Consider the following 25,562-nt stretch of genomic DNA (forward strand, 5'->3'; position numbering starts at 1 on the left):
ATTTTTTAGTTAAATCAAAATTCTTTAATATAGAGGGAGTTTTATGTTGAACGATATTAAGATTATAGATGAGATTTATAAAGAAGGTTATTTATTTGCACAATATGGAATCTACTTAAAGAAAAAATTTAAAGAGAAAATTTTTAAGATTCCAGTAGATATTGGTCTTGGATGTCCTCACAAAAAAAATGGTGGCTGTATATTTTGTTCAGAAATGGGAAGACCTATATCAGTTAAATACTGTGATGTAAAAATTCCATTAAAAGAGCAGATTGAAAAACAGATGATAAATCAAAGTAAAAAAGGTTTTGAAAAGTTTTATATTTATTTTTATCCAGGAACTAACACCTATGCCCCTATTGAAAAATTAAAAGAAATTTGGGACTTTTGTTTATCCTATAATAATGTTATTGGATTGTCAATAGGAACAAGACCAGATTGTTTAGAGAAGGAAAAACTTGATATTTTGGCAGAATATGTTGAAAATGGCTATGACATTTGGATAGACTTAGGAATACAAAGTGTTCATCAAAAAACACTTGATATATTAAATAGAGGACATAAAGTTTCAGATATTATAAAAGCAATAAAAGAATGCCACAAAAGAAAAATAAAAGTTTGTGGGCATATTATTTTAGGACTTCCAAATGAGACATGGAATGAAATGATGGAGACAGCAAAAATTCTCTCTTTATTAGAGATTGATGCAGTTAAAATATATCCATTAGTAGTTGTTAAAGGAACAAAATTAGAGGAAATTTATTGGAGAGGAGAATATAGAACTTTAGATGAAAAACAGTATGTAAATTTAGTTTGTGACTTTTTAGAACATCTATCCCCTTATGTGCTAATTCAAAGATTATCAAAGGACAAAGTTCCAGATAATCTTAAAGTTTCCCCAGAGTGGAGTTTAAATAGATTTAAAATTATGAATAAAGTCATTGAAGAGTTAAAAAAGAGAGGTAGTAGGCAGGGATTAAAATATGGACAATAATTATATTTTTATGTGTTTAGAGTAATATTCTTTTATAGTTAACCATAAATTTATCTATAATTCGAATTTTGAACTATTAAAAATATAATCGAACGAAATGCGAACCGTTAAGTTATTATATAATGATGATTGAAATAATAATTGATACTAATATTAAAAATAAATTCTTAGGTGATACTATGAAAGCAGATGCAGTAAAAATAGCAGATGGAGTATATTGGGTGGGGGTTTTAGATTGGGATATAAGAATGTATCATGGTTACACATTAAAAGGAACTACATACAACGCATATTTAGTATTTGGAGATGAGAAAGTTGCTTTAATAGACAACACATATCCAGGAACCTCTGCTCAAATGTGGGGTAGAATAAAGGATGCATTTGAAAAAGAAGGAAGAGAATTTAAAATTGATGTAATTGTTCAAAACCACGTTGAAAAAGACCACAGTGGGGCTTTACCAGAAATTCACAAAAAGTTCCCAGAAGCACCAATATACTGTACTGAAGTTGCAGTTGAAGGTCTTAAAAAGCATTACCCATCATTAAAAAATGCTCCTTTCAAAGTAGTTAAATCATTAGATACTGTTGATTTAGGAGGAAAAACTTTAACATTCTTAGAGGCTCCTTTATTACACTGGCCAGACAGTATGTTCACCTTCTATAACGAGGGAGGAATATTATTCTCAAACGATGCATTTGGACAGCACTTATGCTTCCCAGCACATAAGAGATTTGATAAGGATATTCCAGAATATGTGTTAATGGATGCTAATCAAAAGTTCTACGCAAACTTAATAACCCCATTATCAAAACTCGTATTGAAGAAATTTGAAGAAGTTATCAACTTAGGATTGTTAGATAAAATAAAGATGATTGCTCCATCACATGGACAAATATGGACTGACCCAATGAAGGTTATTAAAGCATATCAAGACTTTGCTACTGGTAAAGCCGCTAAGGATAAGGCAGTTATTGTCTATGACACAATGCACTACTCAACCCAAAAGATGGCTCACGCATTTGCAGAAGGATTAATGAGTGAAGGTATTGATGTAGTAATGTATTACTTGCACTACGATGAAAGAAGTGAGATAGTTAAAGATATATTAGACGCTAAGGCAGTCCTCTTTGGAATTCCAACAATCTACGATGAGCCATATCCATCAATTGGAGATATTATATACTACTTAAAAGGTCTCAAATTTAATAGAACTGGATTTAAGAGATTGGCTATAACCTTTGGTTCAATGGGTGGAGAAGGAGGGGCAGTTAAGAAGATTGCTGAAGAGTTGGCAAACTGTGGATTTAATGTTATCGACCAGTATGAATTATACTATGTTCCAACAGAAGATGAATTAACTAACTGCTACAATATGGGTAAAGAATTAGCTAAGAAGATTAAGGAATTGAAAATTGAATAATTTTTAACTTTTTCTTTTTAACTATTTAATTTTTACCTTATGCATTTATATATTTAAATATAATATATTAAGATATTAAATGGCAATTATTACAGACTTTAAATAGTAATTAAAATATTTGAAAACTGATATTACATTTAAAAATTACACAAATGCGTAAAAATAAAAAGTGGGTGATATATATGGCAGAAATAATTAAGTGGAGCAAAGATCTCGAAACAGGAATTAAAGCGTTTGACGATGAGCATAAATTTTTAGTAAAAACACTAAATGAAATTTATACATTATTAATGGAAGGAAAAAAAGATGAAGCAAAAGAATTGTTAAAGAGGAGAGTTGTAAATTATGCTGCAAAACACTTCAAACACGAAGAGGAGGTTATGGAAAAATATGGTTATCCTGACTTAGAAAGACATAGAAAAACACATGAGATTTTCGTTAAAACAGTTATTGAAAAACTTCTTCCAAAAATTGAAAATGGTTCAGATGAAGATTTTAGAACTGCTTTATCCTTTTTAGTGGGTTGGCTATCTATGCATATAGCAAAACCAGATAAAAAATATGGAGAGTGGTTTAAAGCGAATGGTATTGTTATAAATGACGAAATGGTGAATATTGACTAAAATTTAAATTATTCATTAAATATTTTACGAACTTCGAACCGATAGTGTTATATATCGTGATTATGTAGTATAATTATTAGATATTCAATAAAAAGTTAATAAAAATAATATAAGGTGAGATGATGGAGTTAGAGTTAATAAATGAACACAAAATTGGAGTAACAAAAGGAACAGAGTTAGAGAAAGAAGTTCAAGCAAACTTTGAAGGAGAGTGTAAAGAAGTTGGTTTATATTTAGCTATGGCAAGACAAGCACAAAGAGAAGGATTACCAGAAGTTGCAGAAGTTTTAATAAGAATTGCGATGGAAGAAGCTCAGCACGCAGCACACTTTGCAGAAATGAATGGATTGATTTCAGAAAACTTAAAGGAGAATATTGAAATGATGTTAAAAGGAGAATGTATGGCTAATAAAGAGAAGAAAGCAGCAGCAACAAAAGCAAAAGAATTAGGAATTGACCCAGCTCACGACTTCTTTGATGAATCAAGTAGAGATGAAGCAAGACATGCAAAAATGTTAAAAGGGATATTAGAAAGATACTTTAAATAACCGAATATAATTTATTTTATTTGCTCTAAAATAATGGCTGGACAAATCTTTTTTATTCCATCAATTTTTCCAATCTTATTAAAAATTAAATCAGAAAATTCTTTTCCATTTTTAGCCCAAATCTCCGCCATTATCATATGGTCTCCCGTAGATGTAAAGACTTTTTTAACCTCCTCAAATTTGCAGAGTTCATGTGCTACACTTAAAAATTTATCTGGCTCAGTGTCAAAACCTGTTAATGCTACAACATTGTATCCTATTTTTGAAGGGTCAATTATGGCCGTGTATCCTTTAATAACCCCCTCCTCTTCCAATTTTTTTACCCTCTTTCTTATGGAACTTTCACTTGTTCCTAACTCTCTCGCTATATCAGTATATGATTTTCTTCCGTCTTTCATAAGAATTTCAATAATTTTTAAATCTTTTACATCCATAGTATCACCGAATTTCGGATAATAATAAACTTTATTAATAACATAAACATACCAAATATATAAAAATTTTGGAGGATGAAAATGGCTGTTGAAATTATAGTAGATAAAGAAAAATGTATAGGATGTGGAAGATGTTATGATGTTTGTCCAAAGGGGCCATTGATTTGGAAAAAAGATGAAAATGGAAAATATTACGCTTATGATGTTGAATACTGTCACAACTGCAAATTTTGTGCTGGTAGGTGTCCCACAAACGCTATATTAGTTAAAGTGGTAAATTCAAAAAAATAATAAAATAATTTAGATTAATATTTTATTTTTGCTCTATTTTGGAAAATACATCGTCTAATGTATCAATTAGACTATCAATATGCTCTTTTTCTACTATTAATGGTGGTAAAGATCTTAAAACTACATCAGATGTACAATTAATTAAAAATCCTCTTTCGAGCATTTTTTTAACGATTTCAGAACCGTTAAATTCAAGTTCAGTACCAATCATTAAACCTAAACCTCTAACCTCCTTTATAAAATCATATTTCTCTTTAAGATTTTTGAGTTTTTGAATGAAATAATCTCCTTTTTCTATAACTTTATTGTCCTTAATTAACTCCTCTATAACCTCTACTGAAGCCAATGCCGCTGAGCACGCTAAAGGGTTCCCCCCAAAAGTTGTTCCGTGGTCTCCATAGTTTAAAGATTTTGCTATTTCTTCTTTTAAAATTACAGCCCCAATAGGAACTCCTCCTCCAAGGGCCTTAGCCAAAGTTACTATATCTGGTTTAACTCCATAGTGCTCGTAGGCAAACATTTTTCCAGTTCTACCCATACCGCACTGAACCTCATCAAAAATTAAAACAATATTTTTATCATCGCATAAATCCCTAACTCCTCTTAAATAATCTTTATCAGCTACATTAATCCCTCCTTCTCCTTGAACTGGCTCTACTATTATGGCACAAGTTTTATTTGATATACTTTCTTTTAACGCTTCTAAGTCATTGAAAGGCACATACTTAAATCCTTGAGGAAGTGGATAAAATCCTTCTTGATACTTAGGTTTTGGAGTAGCCGCCAATGTCGTTAAAGTTCTACCGTGAAATGCATTATACATACTAATTATTTCTCCTCCAGCCTTCCCTAAAACCTTTGATGCATACTTTCTCGCAAACTTTATAGCCCCTTCATTTGCCTCTGCCCCACTGTTGCAGAAAAATGCTTTATCTAATCCACTTAACTCTACTAATTTTTTAGCAAGTTTTATTTGTGGAATTGTGTAATATATGTTAGATGTATGAATTAATGTTTCTGCCTGCTTTTTTATTGCTTCAACTACTTTTGGATGACAGTGTCCAACATTATTAACTCCAATTCCAGCTAAAAAGTCATAATATTTTCTTCCTTCAATATCATAAACTTCCATCCCTCTACCTTCAACTAAAACAACAGGCAACCTTCTATAAATTTGAAGATGATACTTTTTTTCCAATTCTATCCAGTTCTCATTCATTTAATCACCATAAAATTTATTGGTAAATTTTTATATTAGGTAGGGTATTTATCATTATTGTGCTATATAATAATTAATATCCCAACACAAAAATAAATTTGGTGAGAGTTATGCATAAAATATGCGTTATAGAAGGAGACGGAATAGGTAAGGAGGTAATTCCTGCTACAATAAAAGTTTTAGAAGCTACAGGATTACCATTTGAGTTTGTTTATGCAGAAGCAGGAGATGAAGTTTATAAAAGAACTGGAAAAGCATTACCAGAAGAAACTATTGAAACTGCCTTAGATTGTGATGCTGTTTTATTTGGGGCTGCTGGAGAGACTGCGGCAGATGTTATTGTAAAATTAAGGCATATCTTAGATACATATGCCAATGTAAGACCAGTAAAAGCATACAAAGGAGTTAAATGCCTAAGGCCAGATATTGACTATGTTATTGTTAGAGAAAATACTGAAGGGCTTTATAAGGGAGTTGAAGCAGAGATAGATGAAGGAATAACAACTGCTACAAGAGTTATAACTGAAAAGGCTTGCGAGAGAATATTTAGATTTGCCTTTAATTTAGCAAGGGAAAGAAAAAAAATGGGTAAAGAAGGAAAAGTAACCTGTGCCCATAAAGCAAATGTTTTAAAAATAACTGATGGTTTATTTAAGAGAGTATTTTACAAAGTATCTGAGGAATATAAAGATATAAAAGCAGAAGATTATTATATAGACGCAATGAACATGTATATAATTACTAAACCACAGACCTTTGATGTTGTAGTAACATCCAATTTATTTGGAGATATTCTCTCAGATGGAGCGGCTGGAACTGTTGGAGGTTTAGGTTTAGCCCCTTCTGCTAATATTGGAGATGAACACGGATTATTTGAGCCAGTTCATGGTTCAGCCCCAGATATAGCTGGAAAAAAAATAGCAAATCCTACTGCTACAATATTAAGTGCTGTGTTGATGCTTAGATATTTAGGAGAGTATGAAGCGGCTGATAGGATAGAGAGAGCATTAGAAGAAGTTCTGGCATTAGGTTTAACAACTCCTGACTTAGGAGGGAATTTAAACACTTTTGAAATGGCAGAAGAAGTAGCTAAGAGAGTTAGAGAAGAATAATACTCTATTTTGTTTTTATATTCTATTTTTTCTATCATTAAATTTTAAAATAAACAAAATATGAAATTTAAAATCTATTTAAATTTAGATTAAAATTATTTCTTGGAGGTGGTTTTATGAGATTGGCTATTATTGACTATGATAGATGTCAGCCAAAAAAATGCTCTATGGAGTGTATTAAATACTGCCCAGGAGTTAGAATGGGAGAGAAAACAATAGTTATTGATGAAAATACTGGAAAGCCAATTATATCAGAAGTTTTATGTTCTGGTTGTGGAATATGCGTTAAGAGATGTCCATTTAAAGCAATATCTATCATAGGATTACCAGAAGAGTTGAGTGAGGATAAAATAGTTCATTCCTATGGGCAAAATAGATTTAAGTTGTTTGGTTTAGTTATACCAAGAGATGGAGTAGTTGGAATTATTGGTCAAAATGGAATTGGTAAATCGACAGTTTTAAGGATATTAGCAGGAGAATTAATTCCAAACTTAGGAAAACACGACAAAGAGCCGAATTATGATGATGTTATCAAGTATTTTAGAGGTTCTGAATTACAAGAATATTTTGTAAAGTTGAAAAATAAAGAAATAAAAGCAATACATAAAGTTCAATATGTTGATATTTTACCAAAAGTTATTAAAGGAAAAGTTGGAGAATTGTTAAAGAAAATAGATGAAAGAGGAAAATATAATGAAGTTGTTGAGAAGTTAGAATTAAAAAATATCTTAGATAGGGAATTACATCAATTATCAGGGGGAGAATTGCAAAGAGTTGCTATAGCCGCTGCATATTTAAGAAAGGGAGATATATATTTCTTTGACGAACCATCTTCTTGGTTAGATATTAGGCAGAGATTCAATGCTGCGAGATTAATAAGGGAGTTAAATAAGGTTGTTGTAGTTGAACACGATTTAATAGTTTTAGATTACTTATCTGACTACATTCATATAATGTATGGAGTTCCTTCGGCATATGGTATCGTTTCACAACCTAAGAGCGTTAGAGTAGGAATAAATGAATATTTATATGGTGAATTAAGAGAGGAAAATATAAAGTTTAGAAAGGAGCCAATAATATTTGAAAAAAGACCAGTTATCGATTATAAAAATAGACCAGTATTATTAACATATTCCCCAATGAAAAAAACCTTAGGTAGTTTTAAATTAGAAGTTAGTAGTGGAACTATATACAAAGGAGAAGTTATTGGGATCTTAGGCCCTAATGGAATTGGAAAGACAACATTTATTAAGTTGTTGGCAGGAGTCATTAAACCAGATGAGGGAGATGTTATTAAAGAAAGTGAAATTAAAGTATCTTACAAGCCACAGTATATAAGTCCAGATTATGATGGAACAGTTGAAGATTTATTAAGTTCAATAACTAATATTCACACTTCCTACTATAAATCAGAGATTATTAATCCTTTACAATTAGAAAAATTATTGGATAGGAATGTTAAAGAGTTATCTGGTGGAGAGTTACAGAGAGTGGCAATAGCGGCATGTTTAAGTAGAGAGGCAGATATTTATCTATTAGATGAGCCTTCAGCATTTTTAGATGTTGAGCAGAGGTTAGTAGTTTCAAAGGTTATTAGAAGAATGGCAGATGAGAAAGAGGCAGGAATGTTTATTGTCGATCACGATATGTTATTCCAAGATTATATTTCAGATAGGTTTATCGTATTTAGTGGTGAGCCAGGGAAGTTTGGAATTGGAAGTAGTCCAATGAATAAGAGGGAGGGTGCAAATAAATTCTTAAAAGAAATGCAAATTACATTTAGAAGAGACCCAGAAACTGGAAGACCAAGAGTTAATAAAGAGGGTAGTCAAAGAGATATTTTACAAAAAGAAAAAGGAGAGTATTATTATTTAGATGAATAAAATATATTTTTATTCACTTCGTTATTAGAAATACCAATATAGACAATTAAATTTTTTATGGTTATAAAAAAAATCGTTAATTTTATATATCATACAAGATAAAATTATTATCATAACATGAGTAAATTAATAAAAGTTAAAAGTCAAATTAGGTGATAAAATGAAAATAGCAATACTTGGGGCAGGATGTTACAGAACTCACGCAGCAGCAGGAATTACAAACTTTATGAGAGCCTGTCAAGTAGCTAAGGAAGTAGGCAAGCCAGAGATTGCATTAACTCACTCATCAATAACTTATGGAGCAGAATTATTACACTTAGTCCCAGAAGTTGATGAGGTTATCGTTTCAGATCCATGCTTTGCAGAAGAGCCGGGATTAGTAATTATTGATGAATTTGATCCTAAAGAAGTTATGGAAGCTCACTTAAATGGTAATCCAGAAAGTATAATGCCAAAAATTAGAGAAGTCGTTAAGGCAAAAGCAAAAGAGTTACCAAAACCACCAAAGGCATGTATTCATTTTGTCCATCCAGAAGATGTTGGATTAAAAGTAACAGCAGATGATAGAGAGGCAGTATCAGATGCAGACATAGTTATAACTTGGTTACCAAAAGGAAACAAACAGCCAGAAATTATTAAAAAATTTGCTGATGCAATTCCAGAGGGAGCAATTGTAACTCATGCATGTACAATTCCTACAACAAAATTCGCAAAAATATTCAAAGACTTAGGAAGAGATGACTTAAACATAACTTCATACCACCCAGGATGTGTTCCAGAAATGAAAGGTCAAGTTTATATCGCTGAAGGTTATGCAAGTGAAGAGGCTGTTAATAAATTATATGAAATAGGTAAAAAAGCAAGAGGACAAGCATTTAAAATGCCAGCAAACTTGATAGGACCAGTATGTGATATGTGTTCAGCAGTTACAGCAATTGTCTATGCTGGACTATTGGCATATAGAGACGCTGTTACAAAAATCTTAGGAGCTCCAGCTGACTTCGCTCAAATGATGGCAGATGAAGCATTAACCCAAATACACAACTTAATGAAAGAGAAAGGTATAACTAATATGGAAGAAGCATTAGATCCAGCAGCATTATTAGGTACTGCTGACAGTATGTGTTTCGGTCCATTAGCAGATATTTTACCAACTGCATTGAAAGTATTGGAGAAATACAAAAAAGAGTAATTTATTTTAATTTATTTTTTTATTTTGTGTGAAATATTTATTAATTTAAAGATATATTTAAAAAGATATTTTGTGAGAAAATATATTAATAATTTTTTACTAACTTGGATATTATTTTTCTGAAAATGGTGATTTAATGATATTTGAAAAGATTTATGAGAATTTTAAAGAATTAAAAGAAGGTAATAAGAAATTAATTAAAGAGGGTTTAATTGACAAAGATGAAGCATTGGAATTATATAAAATAGATAAATGGAGGGATTATTTAAAATTATTTGACATTGCCTCACGAGTTAGAGATTATTTTAAAAAAGAGATTGAGATTACATCAACAATTCACATAACTAACATTTGTAAAGTTAATCCAAAATGTCTATACTGTGGATTTGCCGCTGGAACATCAAAAGAGGGATATTATAAACCATTTAGGTTGAGTGATGAAGAAATTAAAAAATCGGCAATAGCTATTGAGGAAAGTGGAATAAAAAGAGTTAGTTGCTCTTCTGCACATGGTTATGAAGGGAAAGAAGTTTTAAGAGCTTTAAAAATAGTTAAGGAAAATACCAACTTGGAAGTTTTAGTAAATGCAGGGGCAGATTTAACTGAAAAATCTATAAAGGAACTTAAAAAATATGGCATTGATACAATATGTTGCAATTTAGAAACTATAAATGAAAATCTCTTTAAAAAAGTAAAACCAGGAGAGGAATTGGAGGATAGAATAAGAGTTTGTAAATTGGTTAATAAATATAATATAGAGTTATCGTCTGGTTTATTAATAGGGATTGGAGAGAGTTATGAGGACAGAGTAGAGCATTTATTTTATTTAAAAAATGAGTTAGTTGTTGGAGAAATTCCAATAATGGGCTTCAATCCTTACAAAGGAACTCCAATGGAAAATCATCCAAAGTGCTCTGCATTAGAACAGGCAAAAACTATAGCAATAACAAGATTGTTATTTCCAAATATAAGAATAACTTCACCAACACCAACAATTGGATCTGAATTAGTTCAATTTGCTTTATTGGGAGGAGCGAGTAATGTGGCAACAGTAATTCCAAGAAATCATCCTATAAACATTAAAGGTGTTGGAAATCCAAAAACTGGGAATTTAGAAGATGTAGTTAAAATGATTGTAGATTTAGGGTTAAAACCAAAATTGGATTGGAAGAAATATGAGGAATATTTAGAAAAATATGGAAATAAAATGATAGTGGAAATATGAAAGTAGGAATAACTAAAATGTATGAAGAAATATCTGAATTGATTGACTTAAAAGATTACAAAATTGTTAATCCTTACAATGAGAAAGTAGATTGCGACTTATTAATTATATCTAAGGGATACAAAGAGAAAGTTAAAAGATTAAATCCTAATTCAGAAATTTTTGAAGTTAAGTCAGCAACTTTTAGAGATTTGATTGAAACCCTTGAGGATATAAAAAAATTAAAAATTGGTGATGAGGATAAAATAAATGATTCTATTAAACTTCTAAAATACAAAGAAAAGAAAATAAAAGAATTAGCAAAGAATTTATTAAAAGATTTAAATGTGGAGGTTAATCCAATAACAGAGTTCGTTAAAAAAATTGTAGAAGATTTAAATTTGAAAATATCTGAAAATGGAGTTTTCATAGTTCCAGATTACTATTTATCAAATCAAAATTATAAGAATAATAAAAATAATGCAAAATTCATAATTTTAAAAACTCATAATTATAACTTGGGATTAATTGAAAGAATTGAAGATAGATATTTGCAGATTATAGAAAAGTTGAGGGATTTTCATGAGAGAACTTATCAAAGAAGCAGTAAATGATTTAAATTCAGCATTAGAGTTAAGAAAATTAGTTATAAAAAAATTGATAAAAAATAAATTGAAAGAAAGCGATATAATTGAGATTGTTGATGCAGTTGATGATTTATCTTTAAATGAGATTCAAAAATTGGGAAGTAATTTAAGAAAATTTCCTATGGGTTGTGATTTGATTGAAGTATCTGTAGGGCCATGTGCATCATCTCTAACATTAACTCAATTCTTAGAGAACTGTATCTTAACTGATTATATGGGATTAACTCTACATGTTTGTGCTTATGCGTTGGCTGATATTGGAGAAAAAGAAGGATTAACACCATTAGAGGTTTTAAAAAAGGTTTATAAAATTGTTAATGTTCCATTAGATTTGGATCACTTTGGTAAATATGGACCTATGAGATTTCCAAAGGAGATAACGCACTGTATGGGAGAGTGTTACTATAATGGCCCACCATATAAAGGATGTCCAAGAGGAAGGATCCACAAGAGGTTAATTGATAAAGAGAAAGAATATGCTTATGAATTTGAAGATTGGATAAAGTTAGTTTCAACTGTATGTATAAATGTGGTTGAAGAGCAAGGAGGAGAAGAGCATGCAGCCCCATTAGAGGAGATGGCTATCGTTGCAGAGGCGGCAAAAAAATATGGAAAAGGGTTGGAGGGAATTTTTCATGTTGGAGATGGGTATGATGATTTAATATCCGGATTAAAAGCATGCATTAACTTAGATGTAGATGTTTTGGTTGTTGAAGGAGCTCCATTTAATAGGGCTAAGGATAGATTAAAGGCATTTGCTAAGGCGATAGCAGTTTCGAGGATTTTAGTTAAGGGAGGAGTTGTTGCCACTAATGGGGCTTATGAGGACGAATGTAGAATTGGTTTAAGAAGTGGGCTTAATGTGATTATAAGTGGATTTAGTGGAAACCATCATGGTTATATGTGTGGCTATTCTCCTAAAACAGCGAAGAGGGGTAATTTTGGTTTGCCAAGAGTTATGAGAATAATTAAAGAAGAATTAAAAAACATAAATGATGTGAATTTAATAAATAAAAATGACTTAATTGCCATAGCAAGGAGTAGCAAGTTTTTAGGCAATGTTATATATCCAGAAATGTTTGGGGAAATGTTTATTGGAGATGCTCATTGGGTTGCAGTTAAAAACAGCAAACTGCATGATAAAGTTAAAATAAGAAAAAATTTGGAAGATGTTGAAAAAGAGTATAATGGAGAAAAGTTGGGATTATTGGGTGGAAGATACATAGCATGGGGTATTGTAAAAAGAACGATGCCAGAGGAAGTTTATGTTAGCGATGCAAATAAGTGGGTTGAGGAGGCAACAGTTAAAATATTCAATGAATTTGGAATAAATGCCTACAAATGCAATGGGAATGATAATGAAGTTGTTAAAAATGCAGATAAAACATATATATGCTCAATGATTCCTGAGATAATTTTGAAGATAAAGAATAAAGTTAATGCAGAGAGCTTTATTTAAATCTTTATTATTTAAATTATTTTAATCCCATTTAAAATTGCCTTTCTATGAATATCCAAAGCCTTCTGTTTTTTACACTCTTTTTTAAATAATTTTATTTTTCCAGCAACGCAAGGGTATCTTTGTATAAACATTGCAGATTTTTTGCTAAACTCTTCAATATCATTTACTTCAAGTCCTTTCATCAATTTAGCCATAAATAAAGTTGAGCCACATATAGATGTTCTAATAACTTTAACTTCTTCAACTTTATTATTTTTTATATATACTTCAACCTTTGGAGAGCCAAATTCTTCTAAAAATTCTTTTAATTTTGGATATTTATTTATCAAACCTCCAACAGTATTTTCATCCAATAAGCACATCTCTTCTGGACATATAGCGTCAAATTTGCTTAATTCTTTTTTCTGTCCCTCCCCAATACAGGTAGCAACAATTATAGCAATATTAGGATTCTTTTCTCTTGCATTTCTGCAAACTTCATAAGTATTGTCAGGATGTTGAGTATAAACAAGTAAAATATCTGCTTCTTTGAATTTTTCTATTAACTCTTCAGGAAGTTCTATTTCATCTACTATTATATCTTGTGGTTTTTCTATTTTATATATTCCTATAAATTTATTTTTCTTCCCAAATGAATTTACAGTTCCTTGGATTCTATATCCATACACTCCGTCAGTTACTACCAATATCTTTGCCATATTTTTACCTTCTTTTATTTAATAATGAATTGATTATATATTGATTATATATATTTTTTTCATTAATATATATTATATAATTGAGGTGAGATTATGAAAATTAGAGGAATATGTTACAGATGTGGTGCTGAGGATGAACTTATAGATGGACTCTGTCCAATTTGCTATGCTCAAGAGCATCCACTAATTGAAGTGCCTGAAAGAGTGGAGATTGAAGTTTGTCATATGTGTGGTTCCTACAAGAGAAAGATATGGCAAACTCCAAAGAGTGAAGATGCTTATGAAATATTGTATGAAATTGCATACTATGCTACAAAAGATGCTATTAAAAAGAAAAGTGTTATGGTTGATTTTGAAATATATCCTAAAATTACCCAACTTCCTGGAGGTAAGAGAAGTAAGTTAATAATTTCTGTTCATATTGTGGCAAAGGGTAGATTACCCGGAGAGAAAGAAGATAGAACTTATGAAAAAGATATAGAAGTTCATTTACAAATGGTTCAGTGTCCAAGATGTTCGAGATTTATGTCTAATTATTACGAGGCTACATTGCAAGTTAGGGCTATGAATAGGTATCTTACAGAAGAAGAAAGAGAAAAATTGGATAATTTTGTTAGGGAAGAATTATCTAAAAGATTAAAAAAAGACAGAATGGCTTTTATAGCAAAATTTATTCCACAGAAAGAGGGTTTAGACTATCAACTTGGTTCAGTAGGGGCGGCAAGAAATGTAGCACAAAAAATTAAAGAGAGATTTGGAGGAAAAATTACAGAAACCGCTACATTGGTAGGAGTGGATAGAAACACTGGAAAGGATTTATATAGAGTTACAGTCTCTGTGAGGATTCCTGAATACAAAGTAGGAGATGTCGTTGAATATAGAGATAGATACTATCAGGTAACAAGTATAACAGAAGATAAAGTATATATGAAATCTATTGATTACAAAAGAGAAAAAATTGGCTTATCTTGGCATGTGGCAGAAAAAGAAACTAAAATGGTTAAGAAAAATGAAGAGTTAGATACTGCAACTGTTATAGCCACTACGCCAAATATTATGGTTATGGACGATAAAAATTATGAAGTTTATGAGTTTGACAACATTGGAGATATTGAAGTAAAAGAGGGTGATAAAGTTAAAATACTTAAAAAAGAGGAAATTCCTTATTTAGTAAATAAAGTTAAGGAAGATAAAAACAAAAAGTAAGATAATAAGGTGAATTAAATGATTAAATTAGAAATTGACAAAAGGGCATACAACTCTATAACAAAAAATTTTTCAAAATTGGTATATACTAAGGCAATAAAAAATTTGGAAGATTTGCCTAAAAAGGAAGAAATTGTTACTCTAACATATAATGGGAAATTTGTTGCCAAGGCATTGTATAATCCAAAATCAGTAATATTAAAAATTTTAACTACTGAAAATGAAGATATTGATTACAATTTTTTTTATAAAAGAATATTAAAGGCAAAAATTTATAGAGAGGAAATTTTAAATTACAAAGATACTTACAGATGGATTTATGCTGAAGGAGATAATTTACCAACGATAATATTTGACAAATATAATAATATAGGGGCTATGCAGTTAATGTCAAAACTTATTGAGAAGGAGTATTTAAAGGATATTATTGACATTTTATTTGAATTATCTGACTTAGAAACAGTATATGTGAAAAGAGGTAAAAAAGGAGAAAAAATTAAAGATAAAATTTTTGGAGAAAAGAAAAAATATGAAACTATTATTAAGGAAGGGAAGGCAAAATTTAAAGTGAATTTAAAAGGGCACAAAACAGGCTTTTTTTTAGATCAAAGAGAAAATAGGTTGGCAATAGAGAAATTTGTAAAAGAGGGAGATAGAGTTTTAGATATTTGCTGTTATACAGGAGGATTTTCAGTCCATTGTGCAATTAAAGGGGCAGAAGTTGTAGGAGTAGATTTATCAAAAAAGGCGTTAAAAGTTGCTGAGGAAAATATGGAATTAAATAATATTCCAAAAGATAAATACACTTTTATAGAAGGGAATGCATTTAAAGTTATGGAAGAGTTTATAGAAAATGGAGAAAAATTTGATATTGTTATTTTAGACCCTCCCGCATTTACACAAACTGAAAAAGATATAAAAAATGCTTTAAGGGCTTATTCAACATTAAACTACTTAGGAATAAATCTGTGTAAAAGAATATTTGTTACTTGTTCCTGCTCTCATCACATAGACAGAGAGTTGTTTAAAAGAACAGTTATATCATCTGCATTTAGAGCAAAAAAGGAATTAATAATGATTGATTATAAAGGACAATCTCCAGATCATCCAATATCAATAGGAAACAAAAATCTTGAATATTTAAAATGTATATTTTTTTATGTTAAACCATAGAATACTATATTTTCCTTATAACTGTATAAAGTTTTTTAATGAAATAGAATTTAAAAAGGTGATAAATTGGCATTAGTTGAGAAAATATTATCAAAAAAAGTAGGTTATAATGTTTATGAAGGAGATAGTATTGAAATTAAAGTAGATTTAGCAATGACTCATGATGGTACTACTCCATTAACATACAAGGCTTTAAAAGAAATGAGCGATAGTGTTTGGGATCCAGATAAAATAGTTGTTGCCTTCGATCACAATGTTCCAGCAAATACTGTTAAAGCTGCTGAAATGCAAAAATTGGCGTTAGAGTTTGTTAAAAGATTTAAGATTAAAAATTTTCATAAAGGAGGAGAAGGTATTTGCCATCAAATATTGGCTGAAAATTATGTTTTACCAAACATGTTTGTAGCTGGTGGAGACAGCCATACATGCACACATGGAGCTTTTGGAGCTTTTGCAACTGGATTTGGAGCAACGGACATGGCTTATATTTATGCAACAGGAGAAACATGGATTAAAGTTCCTAAAACTATTAGAGTAGATATTGTTGGAGAAAATAAAAATATATCAGCTAAGGATATAGTTTTAAGAGTTTGTAAAGAGATAGGAAGAAGAGGGGCAACATATATGGCTATTGAATATGGAGGAGAAGTTGTAAAAAAGATGGATATGGATGGAAGATTAACATTATGTAATATGGCAATAGAAATGGGAGGAAAAACTGGAATTATAGAGGCAGACGAAATAACATACAATTATTTAAAAAAAGAGAGAAAGTTATCAGATGAAGAAATTGCAAAATTAAAAAAAGAGAGAATAAAAGTAGATAAAAATGAGGAATGCTACTACAAAGAGATTAAAATTGATATCACAGATATGGAGGAACAGATTTCTGTTCCGCATCATCCAGACAATGTAAAGCCTGTAAGTGAGGTTGAAGGTACGGAAATAGATCAAGTTTTTATAGGTTCATGTACAAATGGAAGGCTAAGTGATTTAAGAGAGGCAGCTAAGTATTTAAAAGGTAGGGAAATTCATAAAGATGTTAGATTAATAGTAATTCCTGCATCAAAAAAAGTTTTTTTAAATGCATTAAGAGAAGGATTAATTGATATATTTGTAAAATCTGGGGCAATGATTTGCACACCAGGTTGTGGTCCATGTTTGGGGGCGCATCAAGGAGTTTTGGCTGAGGGAGAGGTTTGTTTATCAACAACAAATAGGAATTTTAGGGGAAGAATGGGACATATAAATAGCTATATTTATTTATCCTCCCCAAAAATTGCTGCAATAAGTGCTATTAAGGGATATATAACAAACAAGTTAGATTAAACATAATTAATAAAAATTTAAAAGATAAAGATTTTAAATACAAATTTATTAAGTGAGAGTATGAAAGTTAAAGATTTAATGGATAGAAATTTTGCTAAGATATATGAAGATAATACTGTTGAAGAGGCTATAAACATATTAAAAAAGAAAAAAAGATTTTCTGCTCCTATAGTTAATAAAGAAGATAAATTAGTTGGATGGATAACTTCCTTAGATTTGTTAGGAATTCCGGAAAAGGAATTTAAAAAACCAATAACTAAATATATGAGACCTGTTGAAGAAGTAATAGTTGCCTATGAAGATGAAGAAGCTAGGGAAGTCGTATTAAAGTTTGTTAAATACAAAGTTGTTAATATCCCGGTCTTGTCGAAAGATGGTAGAGTCGTAGGAATGGTTAGACATTGTGATATAGTTAAAACATTGGCTAAATTATATGAAATACCTGTTTATAAAATATTTAAAGAGTTACATAATTATATAGGAGACATTACTTGGGATGAATTAATGGAAGCTGCAGCAGTAGTAACAAAAAAGAAAACTGGAGAAGATATAACTCCAAAAGAATATGAAGAAAGGATAAAAAAAACTACTTTTGGAAAAGCTATATGGGCTTGTGGAGGTTTAGAAAAGTTCTTTGTAGGTCTTATTGAAATAGGAATGGTTGCATTAGCAAGAAGATTGGCAAAAATTAGGGGAAACAAATGAATATAGAAGAAGAGTTAAAAAAAATTGCAAATAGAAAAAATTATGACTTTTGGGAATTTTTAAAAAAGGCTTATGAAAATAATATAAAGTTAGATATTGGACATTTTATTCTTTTAAATATTCTTATGGGTGTAAATGAAATATATGAAAACTTATCTAAAAAATATGGTGTAGAAGAGGCTAAAAAAATATTAGAAAAAAATAGAATATTCGCTAAAAACTCAGATTTTGTATCTGGTGAATTTTTAAAAAACTACATTGATAGAAAGAGCAGAGTGGCCGTCCATAACAGAATAAAAGATTTAAAATCACTTGGCTTTAAAATAGAGAGTAAATCAGGACCCTTTGGAGGTTATAAGATAGTTGAATATCCTAAATGGTTTAAAAACCATAAAAAGTCATAAATTAATAATTTTTATTTGAATACAAATCGAAAATTATATATACTCATAAATAAAAAATATAGTGCGTAAATTATACACAACTATTCACAGGTGGAACAATGGATGTAAATGAAATCAGAGAATATGGGAAAAAGTTAATGGAATTAATGATGTTAGATAAGCCATTTGTTGCAGTAAAATTGGCTAAATCAAAAGAAGAAATACCTGAAGGATATGAAGAATTACCAGAAGAAAAAAGACACTGTGAAATGATTCAACTTGCAAGATTAGAAAGAAAGAAATTATATGCAACAGTTGATAAACATTTATGTAAGGGAGGGGCTTATGCTATTGGTATTTTTAAAAATCCACCAGAACCATTAGCAACAGGAAAATTGTATGTTAAGTTAGGAAACTTCAAAGATGAAGAAGCGGCTAAAAAAACAGTTGATGCTATTCCAAAAGTTGAAGAAGAGATATATGCCTCAATATATGCTCCTTTAGATGAAACTGACTTTGTTCCAGATTCAATAATATTCATTGGAGAGCCACTCTATGCTTTAAGATTAGTTCAGGCAATGCTCTACCATAAAGGAGGAAGGTTCCAAGCAGATTTTTCAGGAATTCAATCATTGTGTGCTGATGGTGTAGCAGCAGTTTATACAAGAAAAGCACCAAATATGACCTTAGGATGTAACGGTTCAAGAAAATACGCTGGAATTAAGCCAGAGGAAGTTGTTGTTGCCTTTCCACCAGAAAAATTAAAAGACATTGTTGAGGCAATTGAACACTTTAGACAAGTATGGACTTGTGGTCATTAAATAAATAAGTTTATAAAGCAATAAAAAGTAATATAATTTTTATTATTAGTAATATAGTTTATTTTCATTTTTAGATCGGAGGTAGATAACCTATGTCAAAAGTGAAAATTGAACTCTTTACATCACCTATGTGTCCTCATTGTCCAGCGGCTAAGAGAGTTGTTGAAGAAGTTGCAAATGAAATGCCAGATGTCGTTGAAGTAGAGTATATAAATGTTATGGAAAATCCACAAAAGGCTATGGAATATGGAATAATGGCGGTTCCTACAATTGTAATTAATGGAGAGGTTGAATTTGTGGGGGCTCCAACAAAAGAGGCATTAGTTGAAGCAATTAAGAAAAGATTATAAAAAGTGAAAAACTATGAAGTTAAGAATTGTTTGTAAAGATGAAAATATTTCTAACAGTGATGAACTTTCCATAAAATGTGAGGTTTGTAGAGGAAAAGATATAGTAATAATGATAAAAATGCTAAAAGAAGAATATGATATTGATGAAGTAATTATACCAAACTGCGAAATTCTTAAACGTAGATATGAAGATTTAATTCAATAATATCTTTATTTTTTATTCTAAAATTAATTTAAAATCTTATATATTTGAATATTGTGTCAAATCTTGTTGTTTGATATCCTATAACTGCCCCGATTGATGAAGGAACTGCAAAATCAAAGCCAAAAATCTCTGTGCATAAAACAGCTCCTCCCAAAGGAGCATTAGTTGATGCAGATAACGATGTGGCTATTCCTAAAACAATATATGGGGCAGGATTTGCTCCAATAATACTACTAAATATTGCCCCAGAAAGGGCTCCAATACACATGGATGGTATCATTAAACCACCAGGAACTCCAGAACCTACTGTAAAGGATGTAGCAAATATTTTTCCTATGAGTATTAAAATTAACAAAATTAAAGAAAATTTTATGAAAAATAGATTTTTTATAAGTTCTAATCCTAAACCAAAAACTTCTGGAGTATAGTATCCAATTATTGCAACTAGAATTCCTCCAATTAATGTTTTAATACAGTAGGGTAATTTAATCTTATCAAAGGTTGAAGATATTTTTCTATATGTTTTTATATAGATATATGCAACAAAAGAACAAAAAAACGCCCCAATTATAAACCAAATAAAGTCCAGAGGATGTAAAGTATAAGTAAAATATAAATTAAATAAATGCCTTTTTCCAGTAGTAAAATAATAAATTATATATCCTACAACACTTGCAATAATTGGGGGTAAAATATTAACATAACTAAAGTTTTCATGCTCTATAATTTCACATGCTAATATAGCAGGTCCTAAAGGAGCGGCAAATGCTCCACTTAATCCACCCGCAATTCCAGTAATTATAACTAATTCTCTATTTCTTAATTTTAATAATCTATATAGTTCATCAGCAAAGGATGCACTTGATTGAACAGAAGGTCCTTCTTTTCCAGCACTACCCCCAACTGCTATAGCCACTCCTGCCAATAAAACTTTTAAAAGTCCAGTAATCCATGTCATTGGTATATTGTTATTTAACGCTCTTAAAACTCTATCAATCCCAGAACCTTTTAATCCAATATTATAATCTACAAATAAACCACAGATAAAAAATACTATTGGAATTAATAGAATGTTATTTTTTTCTGGAAAGTGTTCTATCATTAGTGATAAAATAATAGAACTCACTCCTCCCACTAACCCTATTAATGAAGCAATACCTATCCATTTTAACATTTTTATTAATCTATTTATTTTTTTACTAACAATATTCATAATCATAATATTCCTCCATAATAAAATAATAAAATAATTACACTCATTATATAATATTTTTTGAAAATTTATTTTAAAGTTTCTGGTGAAAATATGATTTCAAAGACAGCAAAAATAGCAAAAACTGCTGTAATCGTCGGAGATGTAACCATTGGAGAGTATTCCTCAGTTTGGTACAACGCTGTAATTAGAGGAGATTTAGAAAAAATAATAATTGGTAATTATTCCAATATCCAAGATTGTTGTGTAATTCATTGCTCTAAGGGATTTCCAGTAAGAATTGAAGATTATGTTTCAATAGGGCATGGAGCAGTAGTTCATGGTTGTATTATAGAGGATAATGTCTTAGTTGGAATGAATGCTACAATATTAAATGGAGCAAAAATTGGAGAAAATTGTATAATTGGGGCCAATGCATTAGTTACTCAAAATAAGGAGATTCCACCAAACAGTTTAGTTTTAGGAGTTCCTGGTAGAGTGGTTAGAACTTTAACAGATGAAGAAATTAAAAGTATAAAGGAAAATGCTTTAAGGTATGTTGAACTATCTAAAAATCTTAAATAAATAACCATAGAGCATAAATAATAAATAATAGGTATTTAAAATTTTAAATAAAAATAAATTGTAGGTGGTATTTGTGGTAAATTTAGGATTTGTTATTGCCGAATTTAATAGAGACATAACATATATGATGGAAAAAGTTGCCGAAGAACACGCTGAATTTTTAGGGGCTACTGTAAAATATAAAATTATAGTTCCAGGAGTTTTTGATATCCCCTTAGCTGTAAAAAAATTGTTAGAAAAAGACGATGTCGATGCTGTTGTGACAATTGGATGCGTTATTGAAGGAGAAACAGAGCACGATGAAATTGTTGTCCATAATGCCGCAAGAAAAATAGCAGATTTAGCACTACAATATGATAAACCAGTAACTCTTGGAATTTCAGGACCAGGAATGACAAGATTACAGGCACAGGAGAGAGTAGATTATGGTAAAAGGGCTGTAGAGGCGGCTGTTAAAATGGTTAAAAGATTAAAAGCCTTAGAAAAATAAAATTTTTGGGATATTTATGATTTTAGAGGAAGTTTATGAAATTATTAAAAAAAGAATAGAGGAAAAGCCAGAAAATTCTTATGTGGCAAAATTAACAACTGATGATGAAAAAAAATCTGCAATAAATAAAATATGTGAAAAAATTGGAGAAGAATCTACGGAGTTAATTTTAGCCGCTAAAGATGACAAAAAAGATGAAATCATTTATGAGGCAGCAGATTTAATATTTCATACAATGGTTTTGTTAGCATACAAGAATATAGAGTTTAAAGAATTATTACAAGAATTTGAAAGAAGAAGAAAATAAAAAGAAATAAAAAACAAATTATATTTTAAAAATCTTTCCACTTATATATTTGTAACAAACTCCCAGAATGACTTAACTGCACTTGGGTTTTTAGGTCTTCTACTTTTAACTAAATATAGGTATCTTACAATGTCCAAATCTTCCACAGGAACTATTTTAACTAAACCAGCATCTTCTGCCTTTTTTGCTGGAATTTCAGAAACTATACTAACTCCATAACCCTCAGATACTGCTGTAATTACTGCTGAATGACTACCTACTCTCATCACTACATTTAAATCCATTATCGAATAACCTTTCTCATTTAATGCTTTTATAAATGCCTCTCTTGTACCTGAACCTACTTCTCTATCTATGTAATCCTCTTTTAAAATATCCTCTAATTTAGCAACTCCTTTTTTAGCAAGTGGGTGATTAGGAGGAACGATTAAAACTAATCTATCTTTACCAATAATTGTATATTCATAATTTTTGTTTTTTAAGTAGCCTACTGCTGCTATGTCAGCCAATCCTTCATCTAACGCTTTGAAACATTTTTCAGAGTCAGATATAGTCATTTCAAAATCTACATTTTTGTATGAATTCTTATATTCTTTAATTATTGAAGGGAGTATATGTTCTCCAGGAGTTGTAGAGGCATAAATTCTAATAATCCCCTCGGGATTCTCATGTATTGCTCTCATAAGCATTTTAGATTCATTTAACAAATCTAAAATTTTCTCAGCTCTTTCATATAAAATTTTTCCTTCCGGAGTTAAATCTACACCTTCTGGTGTTCTTAAAAATAGTTGAGCATCAAAAAATTTCTCTAATGCTGATATATGATTACTTACAGTACCCTGTGTAATTCCTAATCGTTTAGCAGCCTTAGAAAAACTTTTTGTTTTACTTGCCACTATAAATGTTTGAAAATAACTTATTTTTGGGTCCATATAATTCACCTTATTCTTTGTATTTTATTAATCCCTATTAAGATAACTAATAATAGATATATATAAAGTTAATGTATCTGTAATAAGAAGATTTAATTAGGTTATGATGCTAAGTTAAATTTATATACTATTTGTGAATAAATATCTAAAAATATCTAATTAATAATACAAAAAAAGCAAAAGGTGGTTTTATGGAGAACAATAAAGTAACTGTAAGTGTTATAAAGGCAGATGTTGGAGGGTTGTGTGGACATACATTAGCACCAGATGAGTTATTAGAAACTTGTGAAGGTGTTTTAGAAGAGGCTGTTGATGAAATAATTTTAGATTATTATGTTACAAGATGTGGAGATGACATTGATTTAATTATGACTCACAGATTAGGTTGTGACAATGAAAAAGTTCATGGATTGGCTTGGAAGGCATTTGAAGAAGCTACAAAAGTTGCTAAGGAGATAAAACTTTATGGTGCTGGGCAAGATTTATTATCTGACAGTTTTTCAGGGAATGTTAGAGGTATGGGTCCAGGATGTGCTGAAATGGAATTTGTTGAAAGAAAGAGCGAGCCAATAGTAGTTTTCTGCTGTGACAAAACAGATCCAACAGCATTTAACTATCCATTATTTAAAATGTTTGCTGATCCATTCAATACCGCTGGTTTAGTCTTTGATCCTTCAATGATTTCAGGATTTAGATTTGAGGTTCATGATGTTGTAGGACATAAAAAAGTGTTCTTAGAAACCCCAGAAGAAATGTATATGCTCTTAGCATTAATTGGAGATTATGAAAAATATGCTATTAAGAGAATTTATAGAAGAAAAGATAATGAAATTGCAGCAGTTGTTAGTACTGAAAAATTAAACTATATAGCAGGAGAGTATGTTGGTAAAGACGATCCAGTAGCAATTGTTAGAGCCCAAAGTGGATTTCCAGCAGTAGGGGAGGTTTTGGAGCCATTTGCCAATCCACACTTTGTTCCAGGATGGATGAGAGGTAGCCATTGGGGTCCATTAATGCCAGTTGGAGAAGAAGATGCCACTCCAACAAGATTTGACGGACCTGCAAGAATTATTGCATTAGGGTTCCAAATATGCGATGGAATGTTAATTGGACCAAATGATTTATTCGCAGATAAAGGATTTGATAAGGCAAGAGAAAAAGCCTTAGAAATGGCAGATATAATAAGAAGAATGGGGCCATTCCAACCACATAGATTACCAGCAACTATGATGGAATACACAACAGTTCCAAAAGTTTTAGAGGCATTAAAAGATAGATTTATACCATTAGAAGGTTTAGAGTTAATTGAAGAAGGAGGAGTTAAAAGAAAAGATAGAGGAGATGTAGAATAAATTTAAATTATCTCTTCCTTATATACAATTCCTTCGTGTCCAGTAATTACATTTTTTTTCAAACTTCTAATATATTTTAAAGTTTTTAGGGCTAATTTTTCATCTACATTTAACCTTGGTGGAATTAATTTTATCACATTATTTTTTAAAGGAGAGGCATCTCCAACAACGATATAATCTTTATAAATAACTGAAATACTACCATAAGTGTGCCCTGGAGTTTCAACTATCTCAATATCTTTATCTTTAAATTTTTTAAAATCTTCAAAATATTCATTAAATCCAAATTCTTTTGGAGAGGCATAAAATGTGGCATTTGTAAATATTGAATTGTTCTCAATGTGGTCGTAATGTAAATGAGTATTTATAGTAATCTCAATATCTTTTGGAGAAAAATTTAATTTTTCCAATTCTTTAATAATTATTTCTCTCTTATCCTTTGTTGAAGTATCTACAATTATATTGTGGTTTTTTGTTTGGATTAAAGTTACTGATGAAGATGCTTTTTTTATTATTCCATTTTCTCTTATAAGTTCTCCATCATATAGGAGTTTTATCATGTTCTTTCCCCATTTTATGAATTTAAAAGAAAAATTTATTATAAAAAAAATAAAATTTAATCTTTATACTTAAAATAATACTTAATAAAAAATATGAGATTGTCAAGATAAGGATAAGAGGTAGTTATAGATGGAGGCGAAAGAATTAAGCCAGGAGATAATGGTAATAAATTTGGAATTATTAGGGAATCTATTATAGAAGGACTTAGTTTTTCGTTTAAGGAGGGAGAAGAAGCTTTCTACA

At 30.3% G+C, this 25,562-nt stretch carries 29 protein-coding genes and 1 pseudogene; 23 read left to right on the forward strand and 7 right to left on the reverse strand.

Annotation, left to right across the window (positions count from 1 at the left end; all coding sequences use genetic code 11):
* The first annotated feature begins 43 nt into the window (after nucleotides 1-43).
* From mnmL to HZY31_RS04500, 4 genes are all read left to right on the forward strand, one after another.
* Nucleotides 44-994: a tRNA modification radical SAM protein MnmL/YtqA gene (gene mnmL, locus HZY31_RS04485; protein ID WP_297318254.1), complete on the forward strand. Its 951-nt coding sequence runs from the start codon at nucleotides 44-46 to the stop codon at nucleotides 992-994.
* Nucleotides 995-1,173: 179 nt separating this feature from the next.
* Nucleotides 1,174-2,415 (forward strand): FprA family A-type flavoprotein, encoded by a 1,242-nt coding sequence (locus HZY31_RS04490; RefSeq protein WP_297318255.1) that lies wholly within the window; start codon nucleotides 1,174-1,176, stop codon nucleotides 2,413-2,415.
* Between the two features lie 182 nt (nucleotides 2,416-2,597).
* Nucleotides 2,598-3,038, forward strand: a complete 441-nt coding sequence (locus HZY31_RS04495; RefSeq protein ID WP_297318256.1) for a hemerythrin family protein — start codon at nucleotides 2,598-2,600, stop codon at nucleotides 3,036-3,038.
* Between the two features lie 122 nt (nucleotides 3,039-3,160).
* Nucleotides 3,161-3,586: a ferritin-like domain-containing protein gene (locus HZY31_RS04500; protein WP_214400322.1), complete on the forward strand. Its 426-nt coding sequence runs from the start codon at nucleotides 3,161-3,163 to the stop codon at nucleotides 3,584-3,586.
* Nucleotides 3,587-3,597: 11 nt separating this feature from the next.
* Here the strand turns inward: HZY31_RS04500 and HZY31_RS04505 are convergent, their stop codons facing one another.
* Nucleotides 3,598-4,020, reverse strand: a complete 423-nt coding sequence (locus HZY31_RS04505) for an Lrp/AsnC family transcriptional regulator (RefSeq protein ID WP_297318257.1) — start codon at nucleotides 4,018-4,020, stop codon at nucleotides 3,598-3,600.
* Between the two features lie 81 nt (nucleotides 4,021-4,101).
* Between HZY31_RS04505 and HZY31_RS04510 the strand changes: the two genes are divergently transcribed.
* The gene (locus HZY31_RS04510; RefSeq protein ID WP_297318258.1) at nucleotides 4,102-4,311 is read left to right on the forward strand and encodes an ATP-binding protein; all 210 of its coding nucleotides are present in this window, start codon (nucleotides 4,102-4,104) and stop codon (nucleotides 4,309-4,311) included.
* A gap of 22 nt (nucleotides 4,312-4,333) precedes the next feature.
* On the opposite strand, the gene HZY31_RS04515 is transcribed toward HZY31_RS04510, so the two are convergent.
* Nucleotides 4,334-5,530, reverse strand: a complete 1,197-nt coding sequence (locus HZY31_RS04515) for an aspartate aminotransferase family protein (RefSeq protein WP_297318259.1) — start codon at nucleotides 5,528-5,530, stop codon at nucleotides 4,334-4,336.
* A 110-nt stretch (nucleotides 5,531-5,640) separates the two neighbouring features.
* On the opposite strand from HZY31_RS04515, the gene leuB reads away from it, so the two are divergent.
* The 6 genes from leuB (at nucleotide 5,641) to hmdC (ending at nucleotide 13,027) form a co-directional block, all read left to right on the forward strand.
* Nucleotides 5,641-6,642 carry a bifunctional 3-isopropylmalate/3-methylmalate dehydrogenase gene (gene leuB, locus HZY31_RS04520; RefSeq protein WP_297318260.1) on the forward strand — a complete coding sequence of 334 codons (1,002 nt, stop codon included), beginning with the start codon at nucleotides 5,641-5,643 and terminating at the stop codon, nucleotides 6,640-6,642.
* Nucleotides 6,643-6,758: 116 nt separating this feature from the next.
* Nucleotides 6,759-8,525 carry a ribosome biogenesis/translation initiation ATPase RLI gene (locus HZY31_RS04525; RefSeq protein WP_297318261.1) on the forward strand — a complete coding sequence of 589 codons (1,767 nt, stop codon included), beginning with the start codon at nucleotides 6,759-6,761 and terminating at the stop codon, nucleotides 8,523-8,525.
* Nucleotides 8,526-8,685: 160 nt separating this feature from the next.
* Nucleotides 8,686-9,717 (forward strand): 5,10-methenyltetrahydromethanopterin hydrogenase, encoded by a 1,032-nt coding sequence (gene hmd / locus HZY31_RS04530; protein ID WP_297318262.1) that lies wholly within the window; start codon nucleotides 8,686-8,688, stop codon nucleotides 9,715-9,717.
* Between the two features lie 136 nt (nucleotides 9,718-9,853).
* Nucleotides 9,854-10,942, forward strand: coding sequence for a 5,10-methenyltetrahydromethanopterin hydrogenase cofactor biosynthesis protein HmdB (hmdB, locus tag HZY31_RS04535; protein WP_297318263.1), 1,089 nt, complete (start codon nucleotides 9,854-9,856; stop codon nucleotides 10,940-10,942).
* Nucleotides 10,939-11,535 carry a hypothetical protein gene (locus tag HZY31_RS04540; RefSeq protein WP_297318264.1) on the forward strand — a complete coding sequence of 199 codons (597 nt, stop codon included), beginning with the start codon at nucleotides 10,939-10,941 and terminating at the stop codon, nucleotides 11,533-11,535. Before hmdB ends, HZY31_RS04540 begins: the two co-directional genes overlap by 4 nt.
* The gene (hmdC, locus tag HZY31_RS04545) at nucleotides 11,504-13,027 is read left to right on the forward strand and encodes a 5,10-methenyltetrahydromethanopterin hydrogenase cofactor biosynthesis protein HmdC (protein WP_297318265.1); all 1,524 of its coding nucleotides are present in this window, start codon (nucleotides 11,504-11,506) and stop codon (nucleotides 13,025-13,027) included. The genes HZY31_RS04540 and hmdC overlap by 32 nt, the downstream gene beginning before the upstream one ends.
* Before the next feature lie 11 nt (nucleotides 13,028-13,038).
* Here hmdC and HZY31_RS04550 read toward each other — a convergent pair whose 3' ends face one another.
* Nucleotides 13,039-13,728 (reverse strand): DUF166 domain-containing protein, encoded by a 690-nt coding sequence (locus HZY31_RS04550; protein WP_297318266.1) that lies wholly within the window; start codon nucleotides 13,726-13,728, stop codon nucleotides 13,039-13,041.
* A gap of 93 nt (nucleotides 13,729-13,821) precedes the next feature.
* On the opposite strand from HZY31_RS04550, the gene HZY31_RS04555 reads away from it, so the two are divergent.
* The 8 genes from HZY31_RS04555 (at nucleotide 13,822) to HZY31_RS04590 (ending at nucleotide 19,900) form a co-directional block, all read left to right on the forward strand.
* Nucleotides 13,822-14,934 (forward strand): 60S ribosomal export protein NMD3, encoded by a 1,113-nt coding sequence (locus HZY31_RS04555; protein WP_297318267.1) that lies wholly within the window; start codon nucleotides 13,822-13,824, stop codon nucleotides 14,932-14,934.
* Between the two features lie 18 nt (nucleotides 14,935-14,952).
* Entirely contained in the window at nucleotides 14,953-16,107 is a 1,155-nt protein-coding gene (locus HZY31_RS04560) for a class I SAM-dependent rRNA methyltransferase (RefSeq protein WP_297318268.1), read from the forward strand.
* Between the two features lie 66 nt (nucleotides 16,108-16,173).
* Nucleotides 16,174-17,436, forward strand: coding sequence for a homoaconitase large subunit (hacA, locus tag HZY31_RS04565; RefSeq protein WP_297318269.1), 1,263 nt, complete (start codon nucleotides 16,174-16,176; stop codon nucleotides 17,434-17,436).
* A 60-nt stretch (nucleotides 17,437-17,496) separates the two neighbouring features.
* On the forward strand, nucleotides 17,497-18,141 hold the full coding sequence (locus HZY31_RS04570) for a CBS domain-containing protein (protein WP_297318270.1): 645 nt from the start codon (nucleotides 17,497-17,499) through the stop codon (nucleotides 18,139-18,141).
* Nucleotides 18,138-18,545, forward strand: a complete 408-nt coding sequence (locus tag HZY31_RS04575; RefSeq protein ID WP_297318271.1) for a helix-turn-helix domain-containing protein — start codon at nucleotides 18,138-18,140, stop codon at nucleotides 18,543-18,545. Before HZY31_RS04570 ends, HZY31_RS04575 begins: the two co-directional genes overlap by 4 nt.
* A gap of 98 nt (nucleotides 18,546-18,643) precedes the next feature.
* Complete coding sequence (locus HZY31_RS04580) at nucleotides 18,644-19,345, forward strand: DUF169 domain-containing protein (RefSeq protein WP_214399786.1); 702 nt, start codon at nucleotides 18,644-18,646, stop codon at nucleotides 19,343-19,345.
* 92 nt (nucleotides 19,346-19,437) lie between these two features.
* Nucleotides 19,438-19,695, forward strand: coding sequence for an MJ0307 family thioredoxin (locus HZY31_RS04585; protein ID WP_297318272.1), 258 nt, complete (start codon nucleotides 19,438-19,440; stop codon nucleotides 19,693-19,695).
* A 13-nt stretch (nucleotides 19,696-19,708) separates the two neighbouring features.
* Nucleotides 19,709-19,900: a hypothetical protein gene (locus HZY31_RS04590; protein ID WP_297318273.1), complete on the forward strand. Its 192-nt coding sequence runs from the start codon at nucleotides 19,709-19,711 to the stop codon at nucleotides 19,898-19,900.
* Between the two features lie 28 nt (nucleotides 19,901-19,928).
* Here the strand turns inward: HZY31_RS04590 and HZY31_RS04595 are convergent, their stop codons facing one another.
* Entirely contained in the window at nucleotides 19,929-21,119 is a 1,191-nt protein-coding gene (locus HZY31_RS04595; RefSeq protein WP_297318274.1) for a chloride channel protein, read from the reverse strand.
* Between the two features lie 87 nt (nucleotides 21,120-21,206).
* Between HZY31_RS04595 and HZY31_RS04600 the strand changes: the two genes are divergently transcribed.
* From HZY31_RS04600 to hisE, 3 genes are all read left to right on the forward strand, one after another.
* Nucleotides 21,207-21,677, forward strand: a complete 471-nt coding sequence (locus HZY31_RS04600; RefSeq protein ID WP_297318275.1) for a gamma carbonic anhydrase family protein — start codon at nucleotides 21,207-21,209, stop codon at nucleotides 21,675-21,677.
* Between the two features lie 73 nt (nucleotides 21,678-21,750).
* Nucleotides 21,751-22,167, forward strand: coding sequence for a 6,7-dimethyl-8-ribityllumazine synthase (ribH, locus tag HZY31_RS04605; RefSeq protein WP_297318276.1), 417 nt, complete (start codon nucleotides 21,751-21,753; stop codon nucleotides 22,165-22,167).
* A 16-nt stretch (nucleotides 22,168-22,183) separates the two neighbouring features.
* Nucleotides 22,184-22,474 (forward strand): phosphoribosyl-ATP diphosphatase, encoded by a 291-nt coding sequence (gene hisE / locus HZY31_RS04610; protein WP_214399791.1) that lies wholly within the window; start codon nucleotides 22,184-22,186, stop codon nucleotides 22,472-22,474.
* Nucleotides 22,475-22,515: 41 nt separating this feature from the next.
* Here the strand turns inward: hisE and HZY31_RS04615 are convergent, their stop codons facing one another.
* Nucleotides 22,516-23,406 carry a selenium metabolism-associated LysR family transcriptional regulator gene (locus tag HZY31_RS04615; RefSeq protein WP_297318277.1) on the reverse strand — a complete coding sequence of 297 codons (891 nt, stop codon included), beginning with the start codon at nucleotides 23,404-23,406 and terminating at the stop codon, nucleotides 22,516-22,518.
* A 191-nt stretch (nucleotides 23,407-23,597) separates the two neighbouring features.
* On the opposite strand from HZY31_RS04615, the gene fbp reads away from it, so the two are divergent.
* Nucleotides 23,598-24,758 (forward strand): fructose-1,6-bisphosphate aldolase/phosphatase, encoded by a 1,161-nt coding sequence (gene fbp, locus HZY31_RS04620; protein ID WP_297318278.1) that lies wholly within the window; start codon nucleotides 23,598-23,600, stop codon nucleotides 24,756-24,758.
* A gap of 2 nt (nucleotides 24,759-24,760) precedes the next feature.
* On the opposite strand, the gene HZY31_RS04625 is transcribed toward fbp, so the two are convergent.
* The gene (locus HZY31_RS04625; protein ID WP_297318279.1) at nucleotides 24,761-25,318 is read right to left on the reverse strand and encodes an MBL fold metallo-hydrolase; all 558 of its coding nucleotides are present in this window, start codon (nucleotides 25,316-25,318) and stop codon (nucleotides 24,761-24,763) included.
* A 102-nt stretch (nucleotides 25,319-25,420) separates the two neighbouring features.
* A pseudogene (locus HZY31_RS04630) lies at nucleotides 25,421-25,562 on the reverse strand (IS6 family transposase); the annotation flags it as partial.

This window comes from Methanocaldococcus sp., assembly GCF_024490875.1.
In the GTDB taxonomy this organism is placed as follows: domain Archaea; phylum AGJL01; class Methanococci; order Methanococcales; family Methanocaldococcaceae; genus Methanocaldococcus.